This is a genomic window from Candidatus Dechloromonas phosphoritropha, assembly GCA_016722705.1.
In the GTDB taxonomy this organism is placed as follows: domain Bacteria; phylum Pseudomonadota; class Gammaproteobacteria; order Burkholderiales; family Rhodocyclaceae; genus Azonexus; species Azonexus phosphoritrophus.
The window spans coordinates 352,693-376,446 of the sequence record JADKGN010000001.1; the positions used below are offsets into that span (position 1 = coordinate 352,693).

Below are 23,754 nucleotides of genomic sequence, written 5' to 3' on the forward strand. Positions count from 1 at the left end.
CTCAGGTAATGAACCGGGAAACATGGTCGAGATTGGCTTCTCTCCCAAGGCGCTGTCGCCAGCCCTTGGCCGAAAAGAGCGTGAAGTGTCCGACTGGGTCGACCAGCAAGCAGCCATAACCGGCAGAACCCGTACCATTTCAGGCCTGCGTGGCACTTACCCTGGCTTGGCCCTGGGTTCCAATCGGGAACTGACGGCGTTTCTCGAGGCATGGTCACAGTTCGCGCAAGGCCAAGAGGAAACATCCGGCCAGAGCGCCACTCCTGGCGGCGTGCTTTCAGTAGCGGGAGTGGAAAAGGCGGCCATTGATGCAGGATTTGACCTGACGCCGACCAGGGATGGTTCTTGGCTGGTCTTCCGGTCCACAGCCTTCCCGTATGCGCTGGGCGTTTCACCCCAGCCGGCGGATTGCTATCAGGTCGGTTTCTCTGCCGTTCAATGGGGCCAGAAGCTTGCCGAGGACTGCGGGCATTCGATGCGCGCAGGAGAAGAGGGCAGTTGGTTCGTGCTGGCCGACCTCATCGCGAGATACGACAACCTTTACAGACTCCTGCAGCGTGCCGCTGCTCTGGCACGCATTCTCACGGGTGAGGGCGTCGAGCAGTTCAGAGCCGCATCACAAGGTCTTCCAGCTTCGACCGAGGTCGAAAGACTGGTCATTCAACGCGTTGGGCAGAAAATCTTCCGGCAGTTGCTTATAGAGTATTGGCAGCGCAGGTGGGCTGTCACGGGCCTGGACCTCGTGCCGCGTCGCCCCCAGCGTTTCCGTCACCTGCGCCTCCAGTACTTGATTGAGCACCGCTTCCACCAGTTTCGCCAGCCCGTCCTGCCCGTTTAAAAGCCCTGGCAGCAAGTCCGTTCCTACGCTAACCTCATACCCAGTCATCGCTTCTCTCCTTCGGTTATCGATCGTCTCGCAACGTCAGTTTACCGAATCGAAGCGGTGGCTACCTGCCACCCGATTTACAGCAGTTTAGCCCGAATTTTTCATAAAAGCAGGCGAATCTCGTTTAACCCATTGATATAATAGGGGTTACGCCAATAACGCTTTGTAAGAAGCCTAAACGAGACCGCCCATGGACCATTCTATCCCAACCCAGCTTCACTTTCCCGCCAGCGCCGGATTTACGATCCGGGCAGAGTTTGACGGCGGGGCGATGTCCTCCGACTTTGGCGCACTCCTGTTGCGTGGCATCGACCTGCAAATCGGCCTGATTCCCCGCCTGGTCAGCGCGATTCACGACAAACGCCACGCCTCGTACATTGACCATCCCCTGGCCGACCTGCTCCGCCAGCGGATATTCCAGACCGCCAGCGGTTACGCCGACGGTAATGACGCCAACACGCTGCGGCGCGATCCGCTGTTCAAACTGGCGGTCGGTCGTGCCCCGCTGGACGAGGGAAATGACCTGGCCTCCGGCCCCACGCTCTCCCGGCTCGAAAACAGCGTATCGCGCAAAGACATTTACCGCCTGGCCAAAAGCTTCGTCGACGCCTTCATCGCCAGCTACGCCCAGGCGCCTGCCGTGATCGTGCTCGATATGGATCACTCGGAGGATGCCACTCACGGGCAGCAGGAACTGGCGTTCTATAACCCCCACTACGGGAATCACTGCTACCTGCCGCTGTTTCTCTTCGAAGGACTTTCCGGGAAGTTCATTACTGCCGTCCTGCGTCCGGGCAAACGCCCGACTGGCAAGGAGAACGCGGCCATCATCAAGCGCGTGCTGCGCTTGCTCCGCCAGGCTTGGCCCGAGACCCACATCATTCTGCGCGGGGATGGCCACTTCTCGAATCCCGAACTGATGGCCTTGTGCGCGTCCGATCCGCATCTGGACTTCCTCTTCGGCCTGGCCGGCAACCAGGTGCTCTCGCCCAAGGCCGAGCCGCTGCTGAAGAAAGCCCGTGCGCTGCACCAGACACACAGCGCCAACGCCCAGCGCCTGGGGAACGCCGAGCCTGCGGCGACACGACTGTACGACGATATCGAGTATCAGGCGGGCTCGTGGCCCAAGGCTTACCGCGTGGTGGTCAAGGCCGAGGTGATGGCCTTGGGTGACAACCCGCGGTACGTGGTGACCTCGCTGTCCGACCCGACGCCTGATGTGCTTTACAAAGAGCTGTACTGTGCTCGAGGGCAGGACGAGAACTTCATCAAGGCGGTGAAGAACGACTTGGCCAGTGACCGGACCTCCGATCATGCCTTCCTCGCCAATCACCTGCGGCTGTTCTATTCGTGTGCGGCGTATGGGTTGATTCACGGCTTGCGCGAGAACACGCTGGTGCATACGGAACTGGCCAAGGCGCAACCGCTGTCGATTATCCTGAAACTCTTTAAGTTGGCGGTGCGCGTGGTGCAGTACAAGGATCGGATCAAGCTGTCCTTGCCTACGTCGTGTCCGATGAAGGGGTGCTGGCGCGGGTGACCGAGTTGCTTTACCTCGTCCCGCGCCCGCCGGCACCGGCCTGATCGACTCGGCGACGCCGTCTCATGCTACCGACTCGAATCCGCTTGAGCGGAGGTCAGGTCTCGCCAGCGCTCTGTCCAGGGATCGATGGCGGCAGGGTGTGATGCCCAAAAGTTGGGGTATTTGGCCGATCGTGGCGGGTTGGCAGCAAAATTCGCAGCAAGCTGACTCGCATCACGGCTGGAATGGCACGACATTGACATCGCGCGGCGGGTTTATGAAACATCCGGGTTAGGGACTCAATCCTTGCTGACCAGCATCGTAACTACCTTGACTACCATCGCCAGGTGATTTTCCGGTCATGAAGCGCTTGATTGCAGCCATCGCATTTGCAGCGGTGAAATACAGGGACCAAAGGCGGAAGGACGCTGAGGCGTCACCGTACATCAATCATCCGATTGCGCTGGCCAACGTATTGGCCAACGAAGCGGACATTGACGATGAGCGCGTCCTGATTGCGGCCATCCTGCACGACACGGTTGAAGATACAGAAACAACCGTGCAGGAGCTGATGAAACGCTTTGGCCAGGAAGTGGCGGACATTGTCCTTGAGGTGACAGACGACAAATCGCTCGCCAAGGATGAGCGCAAGCGCCTTCAGGGTCATACACTCGCGGAGTATCAGCCGTCGAGCCAAGCTGGTTAAACTAGCGGATAAGATATGTAACGTCAGAGACATTGCTGGCTGTCCGCCGCCCGATTGAATACATTTCCTGGGCAGCATCAGTTGTCGACCAGCTTCGGGGGGTGCATCCGGAACTTGAACGGTTGTTTGACGATGCCTGTAAGTCGCACCCATAATCGCTGAGAAGTTCGGTTACCAAAATCTTGTGCCGAAAAACGTCACGCAATATATGCGAAATGCATGGTTACCGAAATAAAGTGGGCGCTACAAATGGGCAATGTTGCTTTTTTTGTGGTTCTGTATTGCGCATAATTTGCATTATGTAAAGTTATATCCGTTGCGTCAAAGATTCAATCTCGGCTTCCGTCTATTTTCAGGAATTTGTTACCGTTTCTATCAACAATTTGAATCCCACTTAGGTGACACATTTCTGTCTCACGGATCTCTGCAATTCGTGACCGCAATTTATTAAAGTGGTCCCCTCAGTCAAGACAAAAATCAACTGGGTTTAAGCTGTGCATTTGACTTCACTAGCAGTTGGACGGCGCTGCCCCGGTTTTGCTGTGGGTTCGACTGTTGCTGTTGATTCTGGTGTTGACCTTGCCTCTGCGGGTGGGGAATCGCCTGTTCCGCTACGCTCCACAGGCGATTCCCCACCCGCGCCGCCAAATTTATCGAGGATCGGCTTTGAGCTTCGTGAATATCGAGGCGGTGTCGGTCGTGAGTGTACTGTCATCGAAAGCGTCGGAATCATCGCCCGCCAGCATCCGGTTAATGACCGCCTTACTGGCGGCTGGCAGCCGCGCGTACATTGTTTCCTGAAGGTGATGTTCGAAGCCATGGATGGCGGATCGAATCGTGCGGTATAGCTCGCTTAACGCTGGCGGCTCCAATCGCTGCACGTTGACCACATGTGTCGGACGGGCAACAGCTTTGAACGGCCGCGCTTCTCGCTTCCGGCCGAACTCTCCAACTTGGCCGGTGCGGGTGCCGCTGCCGCCAGTTCGGCCGGTGACAAAGGGGTGTCGCTGCTCTCCGTGAACAATGGCGACTGCCCTTGTATCTTGGCGCCCGCTTTGGCTTGATTGGCGTCTATGCGCTTCTGAATCACGGCCTGGAGGTCATTCAAGCTCTTCATAAGACTGTCCGCAAAACGCCATTTTTGCTAAGATTGGTCATGATCGTTTTCCTGTTTTGGTAATGGTCAGCGGCCCTAAATGAGTTTCGCCACTCCGGGGCCGCACCCCAATCCTCTCAACTTAGTCCATAGTCATACGGCGGGTTTGTAAGCAAAGGACAGGTGAGGCTTTCGCTGGTTTGGCCGAGGTCGAGCACGATCAGGGATAAATTTCTGAAGGTTTTTGACGATTTCCGAGAAGATTTCCTTGGTAACTCGGGTGGTGATTTGCTGCACACCCGCCAAGACTCGGGGCAAGATACGACGTACGGTATTGAAGGCCATCGTCCGATTCACTCGCCATGGCGAATCGCTGGGCAGCCGCTCTTCCGCAGCCAGGTAGGTGGCCAGGGCATTGAGATTGTCACACACCATCTTGGCCCCAACATCCTGGCAGGCGGCCAGCCAAGTCAGGCCGGACGTGTGCTCCAGATTGAGCCGGTGTTTGATGCGCTTGAACGCCTCCTCGATACGCCAACGGCTGTGATAAAGGGCTGAGAAGCTTGTGGCCGGATACCGCGCGGTATCAAGCAAGGAGGTCATCAAGACCCGTACCTTGCCAGTCGGCGTCACCTGACGAATCAGGCGAACCATAGAAGGCAGACGCGGACACTCGTAATCAATGGCATCCTGACGATGCGGTGGCGGCAATGTCACCTGCGCCTCATCTTCTCCGGATCGCATGAACTGGGTGATGGCAGAAAAGGAAGCGGACGAATCACAACGTATGCAAAAGGGGATACCTCGATGCAACAGCGCCGCGACCAACCAGGCACCCGGATACCCGCGATCAAGCACCAGCATGTCCTGAGCACCGAGTCGGTCAAGCCGCTCAAACAACATCTGACGTTCGCCGACCAGCGAACTGTGCAAAATCAGCGAGTCGAACAATTCGATCCCTGGCCGAAACAAACCGAAGATGGCCGCTTCTCGAATATGGCGGCGCCCTTCCAGGTCAAGCAAGGTCAGACGTACCTTCGATGCATCCGCCGCCAAGACCCGCAAGCCTTGCCAGTCCGGCTGCTGCGGAACGACCTCATCGACCAGGCGCAGCAATTCTGTATTGAGCGGCTCAAAGAGATTGGCGACCAGATGGCTGCGCGCCTTTGAGAAGGCACTGGCCGTGATCGCCCGACAAAGGCGGGTTCTTCCGGCAAGCAGGGCAAAGCAGGAATCAAGCTCCGCCTGAACTGCGCCGCGAATGCCGGTGAGCAGGAAAGCGATCAGATTCGTGAATGGCAATTCACGGTTTCGGGTGAAAAACCGAGGCTCGCGGCGGGCGGCGGCAAGGAAATTGGCGCCATGAATGTAGTCCGTTAGCCGTGAAACGATATTGGCATATTTAGGCCGTCATATAACGCCTATTTATATCAATTGGTTACATGCTCGATTATATCTTGGCGCGGCCAGATGGCAAAGTTGCCAAAATTAGATGACAGACCGCTAAGTCAAGAGGATTGGGCCGCACCAGCCCAACGCTGTTAGCGCGGTGTTGGGCTTTTCTTTTCAGTGCGGGCCGACTTCTTCTCGCCAGTTGGACGAATCAACCACGATTTCAGGGTTAAGGTGCGTCACGTCGGCCAGCGTCGTCAGCGCCTTCTCGATGGTGCGAAAGCACACCGGGCGACCGTCATGGGTACGGCGTGCAAGGTCTGGCCCTGACGGGCGTACAGGGCGAACCCTTGGCCGTCGTTCGGGTAAAGCACGGCCTGCACGCGCTCCCCGTCCGGGGTATCGCAAGCGGCATTCAAGCGATGGAACGTCCACGCCCTGCCCTTCTTCACTTTCGGCTCCATCTGCTCAAAAATACCCGACGCTAGGGCCTCCACTGGTGCGGGCATTGCGCTCAAGTTTTGATCTGTATTCATTCGCCACTCCTGAAAAAACCGGGGTTAGCGCGCCGGGGTTGGTAATCACGGCGTTTGTTGTGCCGCGTGCTTCACTCTCAAAATCTCGACGGTGCGGGCCTCGGCCAGCACTCGATAAAAAACGATGTAGTTCGGATGCACGACCAATTCGCGAAGCCACTCGGGCAAGCCCGGCCGGCCATGCCGGCCAAGCTCTGGATGCTGTGCAAGCGGTTTGGTCTTGTCGCGAAGCTCCTGGCCGAAGCTCTTGGCCCGCGTCGGGTTGTCTTTGCCGATGTAGCGCACGATGGCGCGCAAGTCCTCGCGTGCCATAGGCCGCCATTCAATGCGGTAAGGCTTGACCGTCATGCGCGCTTTTTCTTCGGCAAGGCGGCAATGTCAGCGTCCATTTCGGCCATGACTTCATCGTGAGGAATGCTCGGTCGGGGGTCGTCAATGGATGCCTGAATCTCGCCGGCCAGCCACGAGTTATAGGCGGCGGCTTCGTGCGCCCCGCGCATGGCGTTTGCCCTGCCCCGATTGCCCGCGTCCTGTTCCTTGTCGGCCGGGTCGTATCCGCTCGCGTCGAACTGGCCTACCGTGATGCCGATTTCACGCAACACGTTCAACGCGGATAACGGATTGCCGAAGCGGCGCGGCTCGGTACTGCGGGCCTTTGACAGCACGGCACCGGAACCGCTGCGGGTGTCGATTTGAACGAGGAACGCCCCGCCCTCCCCCTTCAAGGTCACGCCTGACACGCCGCCGGCGTTACTTGCAGCGCGTAGCTGCTCTATGGTCATGCTTTGCATGGTCGACTCCTTTTACGCTACCCTAAAAAACATGATTAATTGTGCATTAATTCAAGGAAGCGTGCAAGCGCTTTAGAGTCGTTAAACGGTCATTTTGTGGATTTTTTTGCGCGCTTCAACACGGCCACGATTTCTGGCTTTTCCAGTCCCTTTGCCCGTCTCTAAACCCGTCCACTATTCAGGAACTTGTTAAGTCCGTAAAATGCGACTTTTGACGGGTAAGCGGACAACACAATGAAAATCGGATATGCGCGGGTGTCGTTTTCAGAAGGCGACTGCACGGATATCAGAAGTGGGCGGCACTACCGGCAATGAGTCCCGTCGAGTGGCTGGCGAAAGCAGGTAGAGGGGCGCAGGGGGGAACGTTGTTACGGCTTTGTCATGCACCGCTGACCGGCAGGTGCCGACCCTCAAGAGACATTCGTCGTCTCGATGCCTCAACGGCAGTTTTCTGAGTGGATCGGTCGTACAGAGATGAGACTGAATGCATGCTGCGCGGCCTTTGCGGACGGTAGGCCTGAAACTCGATTAGGTCAGCAATGTGTCGTATATCTGCTGTGCACGAAAACACACTATGCTCCAAAAACCGCCATCGCTGATGCATTGGACATATTCAATCGTGTCGGCCCATTGAATATTGGCAGCTCAAAACCGCCAATGGATCTTCCCAGCTCAATCCAACCCCTTAGTTCATTATGCACTAAGAGCCGGCTGCTTCCTGCCAGTCGTGGCGCAATGCAGCATGCAGGCGGTGGCCCCAAAACATTTTCTTGGCCACGGCAGGACGGAAAGCGGAGCCATGGCGGCGGCTTGTGCAGTGATCACATTAATTTACGATAGTGCGACGACTAGCTATACTCCATCACATTGCAAGCTATTTCGCTGGCCCTGGCCCCCCTGTCACACTTGAAGACTTTTTGCGCACTGATTGAATGCTCGTGCTGCAATCTTTGCGTGGGCTGACACCGCAGCTGCGCCGAATTTGGCCGGGCCCATGCTTATTGCGGTGCTCCACCACGGTGACGGCGACCGAAGGTCCCTTTAGGGGTCGTCTCAGAAAACGGAAAAAATCGTACGCTAATCCGAACCCTTTGCCTAGGGTGTGTTGACAATCACTCCGATAGATGACCATGGCATTGATCGGCGAAATCCTCGTTTACAGTCAATGAGTTACAAGGAGGCTGTTCACAGAGGTTGATATAGGGTCATATCCTGACTTTTGGGTGGCGTCAGGATGATGGTACGTTTGTGGTTGCGTGATGATCAGTTTGAGCGGATAGCGTCCCTGTTGCCGGGTAAAGCCAGCGACCCGGGGTGCACGGCGGCCGATAATCGACAGTTCGTTGAAGCGGTTTTGTGGATTGCTCGCACGGGTAGTCCGTGGCGTGACCTGCCATGCCCATTCGGGCCGTGGAATAGTGTCTATCAACGATTTGCTCGCTGGTCGCGGCGTGGTGTCTGGCATCGCATCTTCACCCAGTTGGCGCAGGACGCAGATTTCGAAGAGGTGTTCATCGACAGCACCATCGTTCGCGCCCATCAACATGCCGCCGGTGCACCAAAAAAAACGGTGGCCAGGCGCTTGGGCGATCACGGGGCGGACTGAGCACCAAGATTCACGCCCTGGTTGAAGGCTTGGGGTCACTCGCCCGCTTTCGTCTCACCGGTGGAGAAGCCGGTGACAGCCCAATCCTCTTGACTTAGCGGTCTGTCATCTAATTTTGGCAACTTTGCCATCTGGCCGCGCCAAGATATAATCGAGCATGTAACCAATTGATATAAATAGGCGTTATATGACGGCCTAAATATGCCAATATCGTTTCACGGCTAACGGACTACATTCATGGCGCCAATTTCCTTGCCGCCGCCCGCCGCGAGCCTCGGTTTTTCACCCGAAACCGTGAATTGCCATTCACGAATCTGATCGCTTTCCTGCTCACCGGCATTCGCGGCGCAGTTCAGGCGGAGCTTGATTCCTGCTTTGCCCTGCTTGCCGGAAGAACCCGCCTTTGTCGGGCGATCACGGCCAGTGCCTTCTCAAAGGCGCGCAGCCATCTGGTCGCCAATCTCTTTGAGCCGCTCAATACAGAATTGCTGCGCCTGGTCGATGAGGTCGTTCCGCAGCAGCCGGACTGGCAAGGCTTGCGGGTCTTGGCGGCGGATGCATCGAAGGTACGTCTGACCTTGCTTGACCTGGAAGGGCGCCGCCATATTCGAGAAGCGGCCATCTTCGGTTTGTTTCGGCCAGGGATCGAATTGTTCGACTCGCTGATTTTGCACAGTTCGCTGGTCGGCGAACGTCAGATGTTGTTTGAGCGGCTTGACCGACTCGGTGCTCAGGACATGCTGGTGCTTGATCGCGGGTATCCGGGTGCCTGGTTGGTCGCGGCGCTGTTGCATCGAGGTATCCCCTTTTGCATACGCTGTGATTCGTCCGCTTCCTTTTCTGCCATCACCCAGTTCATGCGATCCGGAGAAGATGAGGCGCAGGTGACATTGCCGCCACCGCATCGTCAGGATGCCATTGATTACGAGTGTCCGCGTCTGCCTTCTATGGTTCGCCTGATTCGTCAGGTGACGCCGACTGGCAAGGTACGGGTCTTGATGACCTCCTTGCTTGATACCGCGCGGTATCCGGCCACAAGCTTCTCAGCCCTTTATCACAGCCGTTGGCGTATCGAGGAGGCGTTCAAGCGCATCAAACACCGGCTCAATCTGGAGCACACGTCCGGCCTGACTTGGCTGGCCGCCTGCCAGGATGTTGGGGCCAAGATGGTGTGTGACAATCTCAATGCCCTGGCCACCTACCTGGCTGCGGAAGAGCGGCTGCCCAGCGATTCGCCATGGCGAGTGAATCGGACGATGGCCTTCAATACCGTACGTCGTATCTTGCCCCGAGTCTTGGCGGGTGTGCAGCAAATCACCACCCGAGTTACCAAGGAAATCTTCTCGGAAATCGTCAAAAACCTTCAGAAATTTATCCCTGATCGTGCTCGACCTCGGCCAAACCAGCGAAAGCCTCACCTGTCCTTTGCTTACAAACCCGCCGTATGACTATGGACTAAGTTGAGAGGATTGGGTGACAGCCCCCCCCTACGTCAGAATAGTTGTCGCCTCGATAGAATCTCCCCCTGGGGCGGCGACAAAGGATGGAAATGGCAAGGTATTCAGAGAAGTTCAAAGGTAGAGCGGTAGCACGATTGTTGGCGCCGGAAAATGCAGCAATAGATGTGGTGGCCCGTGAAGTAGGCATTGGTTCGGGAACCCTTGAGCGTTGGCGAGATGACGCGCAGTCCATGCCCGCCCGAGGGCGGGCATGGACTGTGGCGGCGCGCCTGGAGGCGGTGATCGTCACTGCGGCGCTGGACGAAACCAGCAAAAGCGCGTGGTGTCGAGAGCACGGCGTTTATCCGGACGAGCTGATCAAATGGTGGGCCAGCGCCACGACAGCGTTGGCCGAACCGGAAGAAGTCAGAGCCAGCCCGCAAGCAACCCGACAAGACCGCAAACGCATCAAGGAACTCGAACGCGAATTGCTACGCAAGGACCGGGCACTCGCTGAAACCGCTGCCCTGCTAGTTCTCTCAAAAAAAGTCGCGGCGATCTTCAACAAAGGCGATGCCGAATGATCGGCCTTGAAGATCGCCAAGCCTTGGCCCAAGACATCCATACCGCCCATGTCGCCGGTGCTCGGCTCAGGCTTGCCTGCGAGGTAGCCGGCATCGAGTTACGCACCTTGCAACGCTGGAAAGCCATTGAGGGCGGCATCTGCGCAGATCGCCGGCCCTTGTCCATGCGCCCGACGCCCAGGCACGCGCTCAGTGAGGCCGAACGCACGCAGGTGCTTGCCGTGGCCAACGAGCCACGCTTTGCGGCCGTGCCGCCAGCGCGCATGGTGCCGATGCTGGCTGATGAAGGGATTTACCTGGCCAGCGAATCCACCTTCAGCCGAGTGCTGCGTGAGCACGGTCAAACCACCCTCCGAGGACGGGCCAAGGCGCCCAGGCAACAGCGAGTGCCGACCACGCACATTGCCACCACGCCGCGCCAGGTGTGGTGCTGGGACATGACTTATCTGCCAGGCAAGGTTAAGGGGCACTGGTTTCACCTTTATCTCATCCTCGACCTGTATAGCCGCAAGATTGTCGGCTGGGAGGTGCACGGCAGCGATCACGCCGACCATGCCGCGCATCTGGTGCGCCGTACGGCGCTCGCCGAGGGGATTGCCGCACTCGCGACCAAGCCTGTTCTGTAACCGGTAACTCTGCGGCGTTCTTTCCAGCGCCGATCGTGCTGTCGACAATGTCCTCCTCGAATCACGAAACGCGGAGGAGGCCAGGATGGCCAAGGCAGGGGAAGGGTCGCGGGTGCGGCGTAGCGCGAGCGAATGGGAGGCGTTGCTGTCGCGATTTCCGGGCAGCGGTTTGAACGTTGCGACCTTCTGCAAACGCGAAGAGATCAGCGATACCAGCTTCCATCGCTGGCGCACACGTCTGGGCATCGCCCTCGACAGTCAGGACAAGGCCAGCGGCCAGCCGGCCACCTTCGTCGACGTCGGCCCTCTGAGCACAACCACGGCGACGCCCGCTCGTTTCCACCTCACCCTCGACCTCGGCGGCGGCCTGATCCTGCAGCTGGAGCGCCGCTGATGTTTTTCCCTGAAGGCCAAATCCGCGTCCAAGTCTATGGCCAGCCGGTCGACCTGCGCAAATCCTTCGACGGTCTGTACGCGATCACCCGTCATGTCCTCGGTCAGGACCCGCTGAGCGGCCAGCTCTTCGTCTTCTTCAATCGCCGTGGCACTCAGGTGAAGGTGCTCTACTGGGATCGCAGCGGCTTCTGCCTGTGGGCCAAGCGTCTCGAAGAAGGCCGTTTCGTCGCCAACTGGGATAAAGTGCGCACGTGCGAAATCGACTGGACCGGTCTGAAACTGCTCCTCGAAGGGATCGAGCCGGGACGCCGGAAGAAGCGTTATCACGCCTCTGGAGCGCCCATAAAAACGCTTCAAAACAGCGGCTTGTGTTAAAATACACGCATGGATTCAGCACGTTACCAGACGGTTTACAACCTCGAACAAGCCGCGGCATTGTGCCCGCAAGAGGTGCTGGATCTGTGCCAGACGCTGTCTGCTGAAATCACCGCACTGAAGCAACAAATCGACTGGTTCAAGCGCCAGATCTTCGGCCAGAAAAGCGAACGACGCATCGACGTCACGCCGAGCGGCCAACTGAGTCTCGGCGAGTTCCCGACGCCCCCACCAGGTTCTGAGTCACCAGGTCGCCCCGTCGCCGCGCATACCCGTCAGCCGACCAGCAAGCGTCCCAGTGACGAAAGCGTGCCCTTCTTCGACGAGAACCGCGTCCCAGTCGAAGTCGTCGAGCTCACCGCGCCGGAAGTCGAAGGCCTCTCTCCCGAGGACTACGAGGTCATCAGCCACAAGGACAGCTATCGCCTGGCGCAACGGCCGGGTAGCTACGTGGTGATCAAGTATCGCCGGCCGGTAATCAAGCTCAAGAGTAACCAGACACTGGTCTGCGCCAACGCGCCGGCCGGTGTCATTGAGGGCAGCCGGGCCGACGTCAGCTTCGTCGCCGGACTGCTGATTGACAAATTTGCCTACCACCTGCCACTGTATCGCCAGCATCAACGCCTGGCCGATGCGGGAATCACCGTCAGCCGGCCGTGGCTGACGCAGATCGGGCAACAGGGCATCACTCTGCTCGAACCGATCTACGAGGCGCAGTTTGCCTCGATCCGCAGCTCGCGCGTCAAGGCGATGGACGGACGCCGATCAAGGCCGGACAGGGCGCACCCGGCAAGCTGAAAGCGGCGTACTTCTGGCCGGTGTATGGCGAAGGCGACGAAATCTGTTTCCCCTTCTTCGCCAGTCGCGAGTTCAAGCACGTCGAGGCGGCCCTCGGACTGACCGCCGCCGAAGGCGCGGTGCTGTTGTCGGACGGCTATCAGGCCTACAGTCATTACGCGGCGCAGATCGGGATCACGCACGCCCAATGCTGGGCGCACACGCGTCGTAAGTTCTTTGACGCGCAAGACGCGGAACCAGAAGCGGCAGCGCAGGCACTCGCGCTCATTGGGGACCTGTATCAGGTCGAAGAGCGCATCCGCGAGCAAAAGCTCACCGGTGCAAGGAAGCGCGACTATCGTCTGGAGCATGCCAAACCGATCGTCGAGCGTTTCTTCGCCTGGGTTGGCGAACGCTTCGCGGCGCAGGGGCTGTTACCGCGCAATCCGCTGACCAGGGTGCTGGCCTACGCGCGCGATCGACGATGGGGACTGGAGGTCTTCCTCGCCGACCCGGACGTGCCGATCGACACCAATCACCTCGAACGCGCCCTGCGGGTGATTCCCATGGGGCGCCGCTCCGTAACCGGTAACTCTGCGGCGTTCTTTCCAGCGCCGATCGTGCTGTCGACAATGTCCTCCTCGAATCACGAAACGCGGAGGAGGCCAGGATGGCCAAGGCAGGGGAAGGGTCGCGGGTGCGGCGTAGCGCGAGCGAATGGGAGGCGTTGCTGTCGCGATTTCCGGGCAGCGGTTTGAACGTTGCGACCTTCTGCAAACGCGAAGGGATCAGCGATACCAGCTTCCATCGCTGGCGCACACGTCTGGGCATCGCCCTCGACAGTCAGGACAAGGCCAGCGGCCAGCCGGCCACCTTCGTCGTAACCGGCAACTACGCGGCGTCGAGCGCCCCTACTTCGGCAACGCGTACAAAGGCGAGCGCAGCGGGTTCTGAGCGAACAGTTCTTTCCAGACCCGTGGCGTGAGTTCATGGACGCGGTCGGCGGGGTGCTCGGCGACGCGCTGCAGGACATCGACGAGATAATCGTAGGGGTCGATCTGATGCAGCCGACAGGTAACGATCAGGCTCTGGATGATCCCGACCTGCCTGGCGCCGAACTCCGTCCAGCAGAACAGCCAGGAGCGGCGCCCCATGGGGAATCACCCGCAGGGCGCGTTCGAGGTGATTGGTGTCGATCGGCACGTCCGGGTCGGCGAGGAAGACCTCCAGTCCCCATCGTCGATCGCGCGCGTAGGCCAGCACCCTGGTCAGCGGATTGCGCGGTAACAGCCCCTGCGCCGCGAAGCGTTCGCCAACCCAGGCGAAGAAACGCTCGACGATCGGTTTGGCATGCTCCAGACGATAGTCGCGCTTCCTTGCACCGGTGAGCTTTTGCTCGCGGATGCGCTCTTCGACCTGATACAGGTCCCCAATGAGCGCGAGTGCCTGCGCTGCCGCTTCTGGTTCCGCGTCTTGCGCGTCAAAGAACTTACGACGCGTGTGCGCCCAGCATTGGGCGTGCGTGATCCCGATCTGCGCCGCGTAATGACTGTAGGCCTGATAGCCGTCCGACAACAGCACCGCGCCTTCGGCGGCGGTCAGTCCGAGGGCCGCCTCGACGTGCTTGAACTCGCGACTGGCGAAGAAGGGGAAACAGATTTCGTCGCCTTCGCCATACACCGGCCAGAAGTACGCCGCTTTCAGCTTGCCGGGTGCGCCCTGTCCGGCCTTGATCGGCGTCTCGTCCATCGCCTTGACGCGCGAGCTGCGGATCGAGGCAAACTGCGCCTCGTAGATCGGTTCGAGCAGAGTGATGCCCTGTTGCCCGATCTGCGTCAGCCACGGCCGGCTGACGGTGATTCCCGCATCGGCCAGGCGTTGATGCTGGCGATACAGTGGCAGGTGGTAGGCAAATTTGTCAATCAGCAGTCCGGCGACGAAGCTGACGTCGGCCCGGCTGCCCTCAATGACACCGGCCGGCGCGTTGGCGCAGACCAGTGTCTGGTTACTCTTGAGCTTGATTACCGGCCGGCGATACTTGATCACCACGTAGCTACCCGGCCGTTGCGCCAGGCGATAGCTGTCCTTGTGGCTGATGACCTCGTAGTCCTCGGGAGAGAGGCCTTCGACTTCCGGCGCGGTGAGCTCGACGACTTCGACTGGGACGCGGTTCTCGTCGAAGAAGGGCACGCTTTCGTCACTGGGACGCTTGCTGGTCGGCTGACGGGTATGCGCGGCGACGGGGCGACCTGGTGACTCAGAACCTGGTGGGGGCGTCGGGAACTCGCCGAGACTCAGTTGGCCGCTCGGCGTGACGTCGATGCGTCGTTCGCTTTTCTGGCCGAAGATCTGGCGCTTGAACCAGTCGATTTGTTGCTTCAGTGCGGTGATTTCAGCAGACAGCGTCTGGCACAGATCCAGCACCTCTTGCGGGCACAATGCCGCGGCTTGTTCGAGGTTGTAAACCGTCTGGTAACGTGCTGAATCCATGCGTGTATTTTAACACAAGCCGCTGTTTTGAAGTGTTTTTATGGGCGCTCCAGAGGCGTGATAACGCTTCTTCCGGCGTCCCGGCTCGATCCCTTCGAGGAGCAGTTTCAGACCGGTCCAGTCGATTTCGCACGTGCGCACTTTATCCCAGTTGGCGACGAAACGGCCTTCTTCGAGACGCTTGGCCCACAGGCAGAAGCCGCTGCGATCCCAGTAGAGCACCTTCACCTGAGTGCCACGGCGATTGAAGAAGACGAAGAGCTGGCCGCTCAGCGGGTCCTGACCGAGGACATGACGGGTGATCGCGTACAGACCGTCGAAGGATTTGCGCAGGTCGACCGGCTGGCCATAGACTTGGACGCGGATTTGGCCTTCAGGGAAAAACATCAGCGGCGCTCCAGCTGCAGGATCAGGCCGCCGCCGAGGTCGAGGGTGAGGTGGAAACGAGCGGGCGTCGCCGTGGTTGTGCTCAGAGGGCCGACGTCGACGAAGGTGGCCGGCTGGCCGCTGGCCTTGTCCTGACTGTCGAGGGCGATGCCCAGACGTGTGCGCCAGCGATGGAAGCTGGTATCGCTGATCCCTTCGCGTTTGCAGAAGGTCGCAACGTTCAAACCGCTGCCCGGAAATCGCGACAGCAACGCCTCCCATTCGCTCGCGCTACGCCGCACCCGCGACCCTTCCCCTGCCTTGGCCATCCTGGCCTCCTCCGCGTTTCGTGATTCGAGGAGGACATTGTCGACAGCACGATCGGCGCTGGAAAGAACGCCGCAGAGTTACCGGTTACCCTGTTCTGCACGGCGACAACGGCTCGACGCTCAAGGCCACGACGGTGCTGGCGATGCTCAACTGGCTGGGAGTCAGGCCCTCGTATTCTCGACCCCGAGTCAGTGATGACAATGCTTACGCGGAATCGTTGTTTCGGACGGCCAAATACCGCCCTGGGTTTCCTGCTAACGGCTTTGCCGAGCTCAACGACGCCAGGACCTGGGCAGTCAGCTTCGTGCACTGGTACAACGTCGAGCATCGGCACAGTGGCATTCGTTATGTCAGCCCAGCCCAGCGCCATGCCGGCGAGGATCTCGCCATTCTCGCGGCCCGACATGCCGTCTATACCTCAGCGCGTGATCTCAACCCGGCGCGCTGGACTGGTCAGACACGAAATTGGACGCCGGTCGGTGTAGTGACCCTCAATCCAGATCGCGATTGCATCGCCAACGCGCATCTGGAAGACAAGCTTATTCCGCCATTGGCTGCATGACCGAGGCGACAACTATCTTGACGCGCGCCGGTGGATAACGCTACCCCGCAGGACTCCACCTATCTCCGTGAAAAAACTGTCCAAACAAACGGGGCCAGCTCTGTAGCGACGAAAGATCTTTTCCAGCAACGGAAGAAAACGGATCGCCCACCGATTGACCGTCGAGTGGTCTAAAGTGGTCCCCTCAGTCAAGACAAAAATCAACTGGGTTTAAGCTGTGCATTTGACTTCACTAGCAGCTGGACGGCGCTGCCCCGGTTTTGCTGTGGGTTCGACTGTTGCTGTTGATTCTGGTGTTGACCTTGCCTCTGCGGGTGGGGAATCGCCTGTGGAGCGTAGCGGAACAGGCGATTCCCCACCCGCGCCACCAAATTTATCGAGGATCATGGCGCCGCCACCGATCGCGGTGCGATAAACGACGTCAGGCGTCTTGTCACTGAGCGACTGGTGCGGCCGCTCGCCGTTGTAAAAGGCGAAGTACTTGGTCAGCCCGACCATCAGTTCGCCCATCGTGGCATAACCGTTCAGATACACGTCCTCGTGCTTGACGCTGCGCCACAGTCGCTCGACAAAAATGTTGTCGAACACGCGGCCCCGCCCATCCATGCTGATGACCACCCCCTCGCGTTTCAACACGTCGGTGAAGGCGGCGCTGCTGAACTGACTGCCTTGATCGCTATTGAAGATCTCCGGCTTGCCGTGACTGCGCAAGGCGCCCTCCAGGCAGTCGACACAGAAGACCGCTTCCATGCTGTTGCTGATCCGCCAGCTGAGGACCCTGCGGCTATACCAGTCGATCACCGCGACCAGGTAGGCGAAGCCACGCGCCAGCCGGATGTAGGTGATGTCCGTGCTCCAGACCTGGTTGGGCCTGACCACCGCCACACCACGCAGCAGGTAGGGATAGACCGGGTGCTCCGGGTGCGGGCAGCTGGTGTTCGGCCCCGGCGCCATACCGGTCAACCCCAGCAGCCGCATCAGGCGTTGCACCCGCTTGCGATTGACCGTGTGACCCGCAGCGGCCAGAAAGAGCACCATCCGGCGGCTGCCGTAGAACGGGTGCCGGGTGTCCCCCAAGGGGATTTCCTGCGGGGCATACTCCCTCGTCGATCAGGCGACTGTGCAGGAGGTCGCTGGCATCCACCACCGGCGGCTTGTGCTGCGCATAGACCGTGGCCCGACAGACACCTGCCAGAACGCACTGCTGCACCACGGCCATCGTCTCCCCGGCGTCAATCCACCCTTGCCGGATCATGGCAGGCTGATCCCGGACTTTTTTTGAGCCAGCCAAGTTCCACCTTCAACTTGCCGATCTCGCTGTACAACAGGTCCGGCTCCCGCTGGGCGGCCAGCGGCTTGGGGCCTCGCTTGCCTTCAAACAGTGTCTTCGCCTGCTCCTGGATGGCCTTCTTCCATTGCCCGACCTTAACCGGATGAACACCGTACGCCTGGCCAATCTCGTTGATCGTCTTCACTTCCCGCAAGGCCTCCAGACCAACCTTCGCCTTGAACTCCGGTGTGTGCACCTTTCGCGTCTTCGCTTCACTCATTGCTTCTTGCTCCCTAGGTCGGAGCACAGCTTAAACCACTGTCTGAATTCCAGGGACCACTATATTCAACCGACACGCCTCGCTCTTCCATCATCTCTTCAAGGTTCCGATAACTCAACGCATACGCCGCGTACCAGCGTACGCATACCAGAATGATTTCCTTTGGAAACCGCATCCCTTTCATCGACAGCATCTGACAAACTCACGCATGAACAGCCAAACATCATAACCAGTTTACCGTCCAATTTCGTTAATGCGACACAACCGTAGGGCTTGATCATGCCAACTTCCGGGTTGTTCTTGCGCTTGTCCGCGTGGCGGTAGGAAATGATCTGGGCGTTGTCAGCGGCCGGCGCCGATCTCTGGCGCGCCGCCGTGACCGTGGCTTTCCTCACTTTTTCGCCGTCGACCGCGGGCGCCGCCTGCACCGCGAGATCGAACCCGCCCGCTTCCGCCGTGGCACGCCGCAGCGAACCGCCGCGTCCTTTGCCCTTGACCAGAACGCCCGTGGCCAGCAGTTCTTCCTTCAACTGCTCAAAGTCGGCTTCCGCAGCCCGATGCCCTTCGGCCGTGCCCGCCGCGATAAATTTCTGCAGCAGGCTCTGGTTGCCGATGGGCGAGCCATCGGGCGAGACAAGGGCAAGCAGCGTTTCGGCAAGGGATAGTGCGCGGGTCATTGTGGCTCGATGGCTGCAGGTTGATCAACCCGGCTATCATAACCCGGCGCACCTTCAAGACCTGAGCGGAGCGTTATCGGGCGCCAAAGAAAAAGGCCTTCATCGCTGAAAGCCTGATGGTGCCCAGGAAGGGAATCGAACCCCCACACCTTGCGGCGGCAGGACCTAAACCTGCTGCGTCTACCAATTTCGCCACCTGGGCAGGCGGAGCGATTCTACCACCGGTGCCGGCTTGACCCTATACTTCGCGGCCGATGCCCGTCGATCACTACGAAAACTTCCCCGTTGCCTCCTTCCTCGTTCCCCGGCACCTGCGCCGGCCGATCGAGGCCATCTACCGCTTTGCGCGCAGCGCCGACGACATTGCCGACGAAGGCGATGCGATGCCCGAAGAACGATTGGCCGGCCTCGCCGCCTATCAGGCTGAGCTGGATCGCATCGCCGCCGGCATGCCGCCGCAAACACCGCTCTTCGTCGTTCTGGCCGATGAAATTCACCAGCACAAATTGCCGATCCCGCTTTTCCGCCACCTGCTCGACGCCTTCGCGCAGGATGTCGTCAAGAAACGCTACGCCGACTTCCCGGAACTACTCGACTATTGTCGGCACTCGGCCAACCCGGTCGGGCGGCTGGTCCTGCACCTGTTCGGCCGGACGGAACCACAGCATCTCGAACAATCCGACTGCATCTGCACGGCGCTGCAATTGATCAACTTCTGGCAGGATGTCGCGGTCGACTGGGAAAAACAGCGCATTTATATCCCGCAGAGCGATCTGCAGCGCTTCCGGGTCAGCGAAACCGATATCGCCGCCGGGCGCTGGTCGGCCAACTGGGCAGCACTGATGGATTTCCAGATCGACCGGGCGCGTGACCTGATGCTGCGCGGCGCGCCGCTCGTCCATGCTCTGCCCGGCCGCCTCGGCTGGGAAATCCGCCTGACCATCCAGGGCGGATTGCGCATTCTGGAGCGCCTGCGCCGCGTGCGCGGCAATGTCTTCCAGCGCCGCCCCAGGCTCGGCAAACGTGACTGGCTGGTTGTAGCCGGGCGTTCCCTTACAATGTGAACGATGAATCCCGACCATTACTGCCAGGAGAAGTCCGCCGCCAGCGGCTCCTCGTTCTATTACAGCTTTCTGTTCCTGCCCGCCGAGCGCCGACGCGCCATCATGGCGCTCTACGCCTTCTGCCGCGAAGTCGATGACGTCGTCGACGAATGCAACGACATTTCCATCGCCTCGACCAAGCTGGCCTGGTGGCGCCAGGAAATCGAACGCGTGGCCAATGGCCAGCCGACCCATCCAGTCGGGCTGGCGCTGCAAGCGGCCAGTGTGCAGTTCAACTTGCCCAAGGAGCAACTGCTGGAGATCGTCGATGGCATGGAGATGGATCTCCAGCAGACGCGCTATCTCGATTTCAAGGGGCTGTCGCTCTACTGCTACCGCGTCGCCAGCGTCGTCGGCCTGCTCGCCACCGAGATCTTCGGCGCCAAGGACCGCCAGACGCAGAAATACGCCCACGACCTCGGCATGGCCTTCCAGCTCACCAACATCATCCGCGACATCGGCGAGGATGCCCGGCGCGGTCGCATCTACATCCCGATGGACGAGTTGAAACAGTTCAACGTGCCGGCCGCTGACATCCTGAATGCAAAATATTCGGACAACTTCACCGCCTTGATGCAATTCCAGGCCGAACGCACCGAAAAGTACTATGCACAGGCTTTTGCCCAGTTACCGGCCGTCGACCGCAAAAGCCAGCGCCCTGGCCTGATCATGGCGGCGATCTATCGCACCCTGCTCGACGAGATCAGGCGCGAAAATTTCCAGGTCCTGCACCAGCGCATCGCACTGACGCCGGTCCGCAAGATCTGGATCGCCTGGAAGACCTGGATCTTCGCATGAAGGTTGCCGTCATCGGCGGCGGCTGGGCGGGCATCGCCGCCGCAGTCGAACTGGCTGCTGCCGGCATCGATACCACGCTGTTCGAAGCGGGCCGCGTCCTCGGCGGCCGCGCACGATCGGTGAGCGTCGATGGCCGAACGCTGGACAACGGCCAGCACATTCTGCTCGGCGCCTATCGCGAGACTCTCGACGTGATGCGCCAGGTCGGCGCCGACCCCGACCGGCTTCTCGACCGGCACCCGCTGCAGGTCGTCGATGATGCCGGCTTTCGCTTGGCTCTGCCGAAATGGCCGGCGCCGCTCAATGTCGCCTGGGGCTTGCTGAGCGCCAAAGGTGTCAGCCTGCGCGAAAAACTGGCGACGGCATGGTGGATACAAGGCGTCAAGGCGCGTGGATTTCGGCTCGGCAAAGACTGCACGGTAACCGAGTGGCTCGACAGCGCCGGCCAGACCGGCCTCCTGCGCCGCAACCTATGGGAGCCGCTGTGTCTCGCCGCGCTGAACATTCCCGCCGGGCGCGCCTCCGCCCAGATCTTCGCCAATATCCTGCGCGACAGCCTGGGTAGCGCTCGCCGGGAAGACACCGATCTGTTGCTGTCGCGTGTCAACCTCGGCCAGTTGCTGCCCGAACCGGCGGGTGAGTGGCTGGCAGCGCATGGCGCGACGCTGCGCCTCGGCACGCGGGTCGACGGCATCGTCGCGAGCAGCGATCAGGTCGCCGTAGCCGGCGAGCATTTCTCGGCTGCGATCATCGCTACCGCCCAGCAGCATGCCGCCAGGCTGTTGCCGGACAGCGGCTCAAGTTTCGACCATGAACCAATTGCCACGGTCTACCTACAATTCGGGTCGAAATTCCGCCTGCCCTTCCCACTCTTCAGGCAGACCGGAAAATACGGGCAGTGGGCGGCGGACCGCGGCAACGGCCTGATCGGCTGTGTCTTGAGCGGTCATGGCGACTGGGAGGCGCTCGCCGACGACGCTCTCGCCAGCGCGCTGCAATCCGAACTGCCGATCGCCGAAGCAGCGCTCTGGCACAAGGTGATCCGCGAAAAGCGCGCCACCTTCTCCTGCCGGCCGGGCATCGCGCGGCCCGACTGCAGCACCTCGAATCCGCGAATCATGCTGGCGGGCGATTACACCTGGGCCGACTACCCGGCGACGCTGGAAGGCGCCGTGCGCAGCGGCCGCCGCGCCGCCCACGCGCTGCTCGGAAAAAGCTACGATCCGCCGCCATGAACGCCCCGCACGTTGCCTTGCTGCTTTTCGCGACCCTTGCTGCCACGACGGTCAACGCCGGCGAGGACTGGAGGGTGCACCCGAGGGAAAAGTGCCCCGCTCCAACGCTAACAGCGGCAGTCGGAGGCGACGACTGGACACCTGAACTGGGCCGCCAGCTTGCCCTCCTCAAGCGACAGCCGGATATGCCGGTTAGTGCAACATCCGTTCTGTAAATTCTTTGCCTGTTGGTTTTGCGCGGCTGAGCTGGCCGGAGCGATGAGGGCGCGTAGCGCCCGAAGCGCGGAGGACGGCACAGCCGCGCGGCGAAACATTGACCGGCTACTCCCGCAGGCGATTTCTTCGGGGCATTCTCACCCATTCCCACGAAAGAATCGACAGCATGGCACAACGCGTAGAACATCACCCTCTGGATGCCCGTTTTGCGGTGCTGCTAAACAACGGTCTGGATGGCGCCGGCGAAGCACTGCGCATTCTGGTCAACGAGGCCAGCCGGATTGAGCGCAAACTTTTTCTCAATGCCCAGCCCCATGAACGTACCGTCGAGCGCTCTGATTACGCCAACGGCTTCAAGCCCAAAACGATGATGACCCGGGTTGGCGAACTAACCTTCGAGGTGCCACAGGTGCGCGGCGGCGGCTTCTACCCCAGCGCCCTGGAGAAAGGGTCGCGGACCGAGCAGGCGCTCAATATCGCCTTGGCCGAAATGTATGTACAGGGGGTTTCCACACGCAAGGTGATCACCGTCCTGCAAGCCCTGCTCGGGCCAGAGGTGTCGATTTCGTCGACGCAGGTGAGTCGTGCCGCCGAACAACTGGATGCCGGGTTGGCCGTCTGGCGTGAGCGACCGCTCGATGAAACGCCTTATGTCTTTCTCGATGCGCGGTACGCCCCGAAGGAAGTCCTCTTGGGGGACGAGCGGGTGCGCGAGGGCGGGCAGCTGGTCGACTGTGCCGTGCTGGTGGCGGTCGGCATCACGCAGACCGGGCATCGCCGGGTGCTGGGTGTCTCGGTTGCCTTGTCCGAGGCAGAGGTGCATTGGCGGGCTTTCCTGGATAGTCTGGTGCGGCGAGGACTCAAGGGCGTCAAGATGATCATCGCCGATGCGCATGCCGGTCTCAATGCGGCACGCCGCGCCACCTTGCACAGCGTACCCTGGCAACGTTGCCAGTTCCACCTGCAACAGAACGCGCAGTCGTATGTCACCCGCCTTGATCAGCGCAAACCGGTGGCGCAGCGGATTCGGGCGATCTTCAATGCACCGGACAAAACCGAAGCGGAGCGCCTCTTGCGTCAGGCGATCGAGGCCTGGCGGACCGAGGCGCCCAAACTGGCCCAGTGGGCCGAGGAGAATCTGCCCGAGGGGTTCGCTGTCTTTAATTGGCCAGTGGCCCAACGCGTCCGGTTACGCACGACCAACGGCCTCGAACGCATTAACCGCGAGATCAAACGTCGTACCCGAGTTGCTTCCATATTCCCCAATACCGCATCCTGCCTCCGCCTCGTCTCGGCACTGCTCGCCGAATGCGATGAGGAGTGGATGACCAGGAAAATCTATCTCAACCTCAAAGACTGAGACCTCCTTCCCGATGAGACCGCCTGAAAATTTTTACAGAAAAAAAGTTGCACTGCCAGTCGAACCGGCCGTGTGCTTCGAGCAGGCCATCGTCGGTGACGGTGTAAAAACAGGTGAAAAAGTCGTTGCGAAATTCGTTCTTGCGGACGATGTTCGGTTCCATGTCAGCGGCGATGTGAAAGTAGCCTGAATTTGGCGGTTTGAAAGGTGTTGGATTTTCTTCGTTGATTTTCTTTGATGACTTTTATCCGAAGGTTTTTTGGCTGTTCTTCCTCGCCTTTCTGTTTTCTTCCTTCTTCGCTTTGCCCCGCCCTCGAGATCACTTGTCATGACAA

At 59.9% G+C, this 23,754-nt stretch carries 22 protein-coding genes, 1 tRNA gene and 6 pseudogenes; 20 read left to right on the forward strand and 9 right to left on the reverse strand.

The features are described from left to right. Positions 1 to 22: 22 nt before the first annotated feature. From IPP03_01730 to IPP03_01745, 4 genes and pseudogenes are all read left to right on the forward strand, one after another. On the forward strand, positions 23 to 838 hold the full coding sequence (locus tag IPP03_01730; protein MBL0351473.1) for a hypothetical protein: 816 nt from the start codon (positions 23 to 25) through the stop codon (positions 836 to 838). A gap of 238 nt (positions 839 to 1,076) precedes the next feature. Further along, positions 1,077 to 2,470 (forward strand): annotated as a pseudogene (locus tag IPP03_01735) (IS1380 family transposase). Positions 2,471 to 2,769: 299 nt separating this feature from the next. Further along, positions 2,770 to 3,269, forward strand: a pseudogene (locus tag IPP03_01740) (bifunctional (p)ppGpp synthetase/guanosine-3',5'-bis(diphosphate) 3'-pyrophosphohydrolase). 400 nt (positions 3,270 to 3,669) lie between these two features. After that, entirely contained in the window at positions 3,670 to 3,915 is a 246-nt protein-coding gene (locus tag IPP03_01745) for a hypothetical protein (protein MBL0351474.1), read from the forward strand. A gap of 448 nt (positions 3,916 to 4,363) precedes the next feature. Here IPP03_01745 and IPP03_01750 read toward each other — a convergent pair whose 3' ends face one another. The 3 genes from IPP03_01750 to IPP03_01760 form a co-directional block, all read right to left on the reverse strand. Further along, the gene (locus IPP03_01750; GenBank protein MBL0351475.1) at positions 4,364 to 5,578 is read right to left on the reverse strand and encodes an IS4 family transposase; all 1,215 of its coding nucleotides are present in this window, start codon (positions 5,576 to 5,578) and stop codon (positions 4,364 to 4,366) included. A gap of 605 nt (positions 5,579 to 6,183) precedes the next feature. Continuing rightward, positions 6,184 to 6,486: a type II toxin-antitoxin system RelE/ParE family toxin gene (locus IPP03_01755; GenBank protein MBL0351476.1), complete on the reverse strand. Its 303-nt coding sequence runs from the start codon at positions 6,484 to 6,486 to the stop codon at positions 6,184 to 6,186. Continuing rightward, on the reverse strand, positions 6,483 to 6,929 hold the full coding sequence (locus IPP03_01760) for a hypothetical protein (GenBank protein ID MBL0351477.1): 447 nt from the start codon (positions 6,927 to 6,929) through the stop codon (positions 6,483 to 6,485). Before IPP03_01760 ends, IPP03_01755 begins: the two co-directional genes overlap by 4 nt. Positions 6,930 to 8,148: 1,219 nt before the next feature. On the opposite strand from IPP03_01760, the gene IPP03_01765 reads away from it, so the two are divergent. From IPP03_01765 to IPP03_01805, 9 genes are all read left to right on the forward strand, one after another. Beyond that, entirely contained in the window at positions 8,149 to 8,535 is a 387-nt protein-coding gene (locus IPP03_01765) for an IS5 family transposase (protein MBL0351478.1), read from the forward strand. A 233-nt stretch (positions 8,536 to 8,768) separates the two neighbouring features. After that, a complete protein-coding gene (locus IPP03_01770; protein MBL0351479.1) occupies positions 8,769 to 9,983 on the forward strand; it encodes an IS4 family transposase in 1,215 nt (404 codons plus the stop codon). Between the two features lie 95 nt (positions 9,984 to 10,078). Further along, positions 10,079 to 10,558 carry a transposase gene (locus IPP03_01775; protein MBL0351480.1) on the forward strand — a complete coding sequence of 160 codons (480 nt, stop codon included), beginning with the start codon at positions 10,079 to 10,081 and terminating at the stop codon, positions 10,556 to 10,558. Further along, a complete protein-coding gene (locus tag IPP03_01780) occupies positions 10,555 to 11,184 on the forward strand; it encodes a DDE-type integrase/transposase/recombinase (protein ID MBL0351481.1) in 630 nt (209 codons plus the stop codon). Before IPP03_01775 ends, IPP03_01780 begins: the two co-directional genes overlap by 4 nt. An 85-nt stretch (positions 11,185 to 11,269) precedes the next feature. Beyond that, the gene (locus IPP03_01785; GenBank protein ID MBL0351482.1) at positions 11,270 to 11,578 is read left to right on the forward strand and encodes an IS66 family insertion sequence element accessory protein TnpB; all 309 of its coding nucleotides are present in this window, start codon (positions 11,270 to 11,272) and stop codon (positions 11,576 to 11,578) included. Continuing rightward, entirely contained in the window at positions 11,578 to 11,955 is a 378-nt protein-coding gene (gene tnpB, locus IPP03_01790) for an IS66 family insertion sequence element accessory protein TnpB (protein ID MBL0351483.1), read from the forward strand. Before IPP03_01785 ends, tnpB (IPP03_01790) begins: the two co-directional genes overlap by 1 nt. Before the next feature lie 9 nt (positions 11,956 to 11,964). Further along, positions 11,965 to 12,753, forward strand: a complete 789-nt coding sequence (locus IPP03_01795) for a transposase (protein ID MBL0351484.1) — start codon at positions 11,965 to 11,967, stop codon at positions 12,751 to 12,753. Positions 12,754 to 12,773: 20 nt separating this feature from the next. Next, complete coding sequence (locus IPP03_01800) at positions 12,774 to 13,490, forward strand: transposase (protein MBL0351485.1); 717 nt, start codon at positions 12,774 to 12,776, stop codon at positions 13,488 to 13,490. Beyond that, on the forward strand, positions 13,403 to 13,717 hold the full coding sequence (locus IPP03_01805) for an IS66 family insertion sequence element accessory protein TnpB (protein ID MBL0351486.1): 315 nt from the start codon (positions 13,403 to 13,405) through the stop codon (positions 13,715 to 13,717). Before IPP03_01800 ends, IPP03_01805 begins: the two co-directional genes overlap by 88 nt. Here IPP03_01805 and IPP03_01810 read toward each other — a convergent pair. From IPP03_01810 to IPP03_01820, 3 genes and pseudogenes are all read right to left on the reverse strand, one after another. Then, positions 13,644 to 15,222: pseudogene (locus IPP03_01810) on the reverse strand (IS66 family transposase). The gene IPP03_01805 and the pseudogene IPP03_01810 overlap by 74 nt on opposite strands. Before the next feature lie 9 nt (positions 15,223 to 15,231). Beyond that, positions 15,232 to 15,609, reverse strand: coding sequence for an IS66 family insertion sequence element accessory protein TnpB (gene tnpB, locus IPP03_01815; protein MBL0351487.1), 378 nt, complete (start codon positions 15,607 to 15,609; stop codon positions 15,232 to 15,234). After that, positions 15,609 to 15,917, reverse strand: coding sequence for an IS66 family insertion sequence element accessory protein TnpB (locus IPP03_01820; protein ID MBL0351488.1), 309 nt, complete (start codon positions 15,915 to 15,917; stop codon positions 15,609 to 15,611). Before IPP03_01820 ends, tnpB (IPP03_01815) begins: the two co-directional genes overlap by 1 nt. Positions 15,918 to 16,006: 89 nt before the next feature. Between IPP03_01820 and IPP03_01825 the strand changes: the two are divergent. Beyond that, positions 16,007 to 16,480 (forward strand): annotated as a pseudogene (locus IPP03_01825) (transposase). 360 nt (positions 16,481 to 16,840) lie between these two features. Here IPP03_01825 and IPP03_01830 read toward each other — a convergent pair. Continuing rightward, positions 16,841 to 18,030 (reverse strand): annotated as a pseudogene (locus IPP03_01830) (IS3 family transposase). 58 nt (positions 18,031 to 18,088) lie between these two features. Beyond that, positions 18,089 to 18,223: pseudogene (locus tag IPP03_01835) on the reverse strand (IS6 family transposase). Between the two features lie 121 nt (positions 18,224 to 18,344). On the opposite strand from IPP03_01835, the gene IPP03_01840 reads away from it, so the two are divergent. Then, on the forward strand, positions 18,345 to 18,695 hold the full coding sequence (locus IPP03_01840; protein MBL0351489.1) for a hypothetical protein: 351 nt from the start codon (positions 18,345 to 18,347) through the stop codon (positions 18,693 to 18,695). A gap of 129 nt (positions 18,696 to 18,824) precedes the next feature. Here IPP03_01840 and IPP03_01845 read toward each other — a convergent pair. Beyond that, a tRNA-Leu gene (locus tag IPP03_01845) sits at positions 18,825 to 18,909 on the reverse strand. A 52-nt stretch (positions 18,910 to 18,961) separates the two neighbouring features. Between IPP03_01845 and hpnC the strand changes: the two genes are divergently transcribed. The 5 genes from hpnC (at position 18,962) to IPP03_01870 (ending at position 23,609) form a co-directional block, all read left to right on the forward strand. After that, on the forward strand, positions 18,962 to 19,771 hold the full coding sequence (hpnC, locus tag IPP03_01850; GenBank protein ID MBL0351490.1) for a squalene synthase HpnC: 810 nt from the start codon (positions 18,962 to 18,964) through the stop codon (positions 19,769 to 19,771). Between the two features lie 3 nt (positions 19,772 to 19,774). Further along, on the forward strand, positions 19,775 to 20,608 hold the full coding sequence (hpnD, locus tag IPP03_01855) for a presqualene diphosphate synthase HpnD (protein MBL0351491.1): 834 nt from the start codon (positions 19,775 to 19,777) through the stop codon (positions 20,606 to 20,608). Continuing rightward, the gene (locus tag IPP03_01860) at positions 20,605 to 21,843 is read left to right on the forward strand and encodes an FAD-dependent oxidoreductase (GenBank protein ID MBL0351492.1); all 1,239 of its coding nucleotides are present in this window, start codon (positions 20,605 to 20,607) and stop codon (positions 21,841 to 21,843) included. The genes hpnD and IPP03_01860 overlap by 4 nt, the downstream gene beginning before the upstream one ends. Before the next feature lie 382 nt (positions 21,844 to 22,225). Then, the gene (locus tag IPP03_01865; GenBank protein ID MBL0351493.1) at positions 22,226 to 23,419 is read left to right on the forward strand and encodes an IS256 family transposase; all 1,194 of its coding nucleotides are present in this window, start codon (positions 22,226 to 22,228) and stop codon (positions 23,417 to 23,419) included. A gap of 13 nt (positions 23,420 to 23,432) precedes the next feature. Beyond that, positions 23,433 to 23,609, forward strand: a complete 177-nt coding sequence (locus IPP03_01870) for a hypothetical protein (protein MBL0351494.1) — start codon at positions 23,433 to 23,435, stop codon at positions 23,607 to 23,609. Positions 23,610 to 23,754: the final 145 nt, after the last annotated feature.

What these genes read in the sequence shown, in the direction of transcription:
- IPP03_01805 (MBL0351486.1), top strand. Translation starts at nt 13,403, where the DNA reads ATGGCCAAGGCAGGGGAAGGGTCGCGGGTGCGGCGTAGCGCGAGCGAA.
- IPP03_01870 (MBL0351494.1), top strand. Translation starts at nt 23,433, where the DNA reads ATGAGACCGCCTGAAAATTTTTACAGAAAAAAAGTTGCACTGCCAGTC.
- hpnD (MBL0351491.1), top strand. Translation starts at nt 19,775, where the DNA reads ATGAATCCCGACCATTACTGCCAGGAGAAGTCCGCCGCCAGCGGCTCC.
- IPP03_01760 (MBL0351477.1), bottom strand. Translation starts at nt 6,929, where the DNA reads ATGCAAAGCATGACCATAGAGCAGCTACGCGCTGCAAGTAACGCCGGC.
- IPP03_01780 (MBL0351481.1), top strand. Translation starts at nt 10,555, where the DNA reads ATGATCGGCCTTGAAGATCGCCAAGCCTTGGCCCAAGACATCCATACC.
- IPP03_01865 (MBL0351493.1), top strand. Translation starts at nt 22,226, where the DNA reads ATGGCACAACGCGTAGAACATCACCCTCTGGATGCCCGTTTTGCGGTG.
- IPP03_01755 (MBL0351476.1), bottom strand. Translation starts at nt 6,486, where the DNA reads ATGACGGTCAAGCCTTACCGCATTGAATGGCGGCCTATGGCACGCGAG.
- tnpB (MBL0351483.1), top strand. Translation starts at nt 11,578, where the DNA reads ATGTTTTTCCCTGAAGGCCAAATCCGCGTCCAAGTCTATGGCCAGCCG.
- IPP03_01860 (MBL0351492.1), top strand. Translation starts at nt 20,605, where the DNA reads ATGAAGGTTGCCGTCATCGGCGGCGGCTGGGCGGGCATCGCCGCCGCA.
- hpnC (MBL0351490.1), top strand. Translation starts at nt 18,962, where the DNA reads ATGCCCGTCGATCACTACGAAAACTTCCCCGTTGCCTCCTTCCTCGTT.
- IPP03_01795 (MBL0351484.1), top strand. Translation starts at nt 11,965, where the DNA reads ATGGATTCAGCACGTTACCAGACGGTTTACAACCTCGAACAAGCCGCG.
- IPP03_01775 (MBL0351480.1), top strand. Translation starts at nt 10,079, where the DNA reads ATGGAAATGGCAAGGTATTCAGAGAAGTTCAAAGGTAGAGCGGTAGCA.
- IPP03_01785 (MBL0351482.1), top strand. Translation starts at nt 11,270, where the DNA reads ATGGCCAAGGCAGGGGAAGGGTCGCGGGTGCGGCGTAGCGCGAGCGAA.
- tnpB (MBL0351487.1), bottom strand. Translation starts at nt 15,609, where the DNA reads ATGTTTTTCCCTGAAGGCCAAATCCGCGTCCAAGTCTATGGCCAGCCG.
- IPP03_01730 (MBL0351473.1), top strand. Translation starts at nt 23, where the DNA reads ATGGTCGAGATTGGCTTCTCTCCCAAGGCGCTGTCGCCAGCCCTTGGC.
- IPP03_01820 (MBL0351488.1), bottom strand. Translation starts at nt 15,917, where the DNA reads ATGGCCAAGGCAGGGGAAGGGTCGCGGGTGCGGCGTAGCGCGAGCGAA.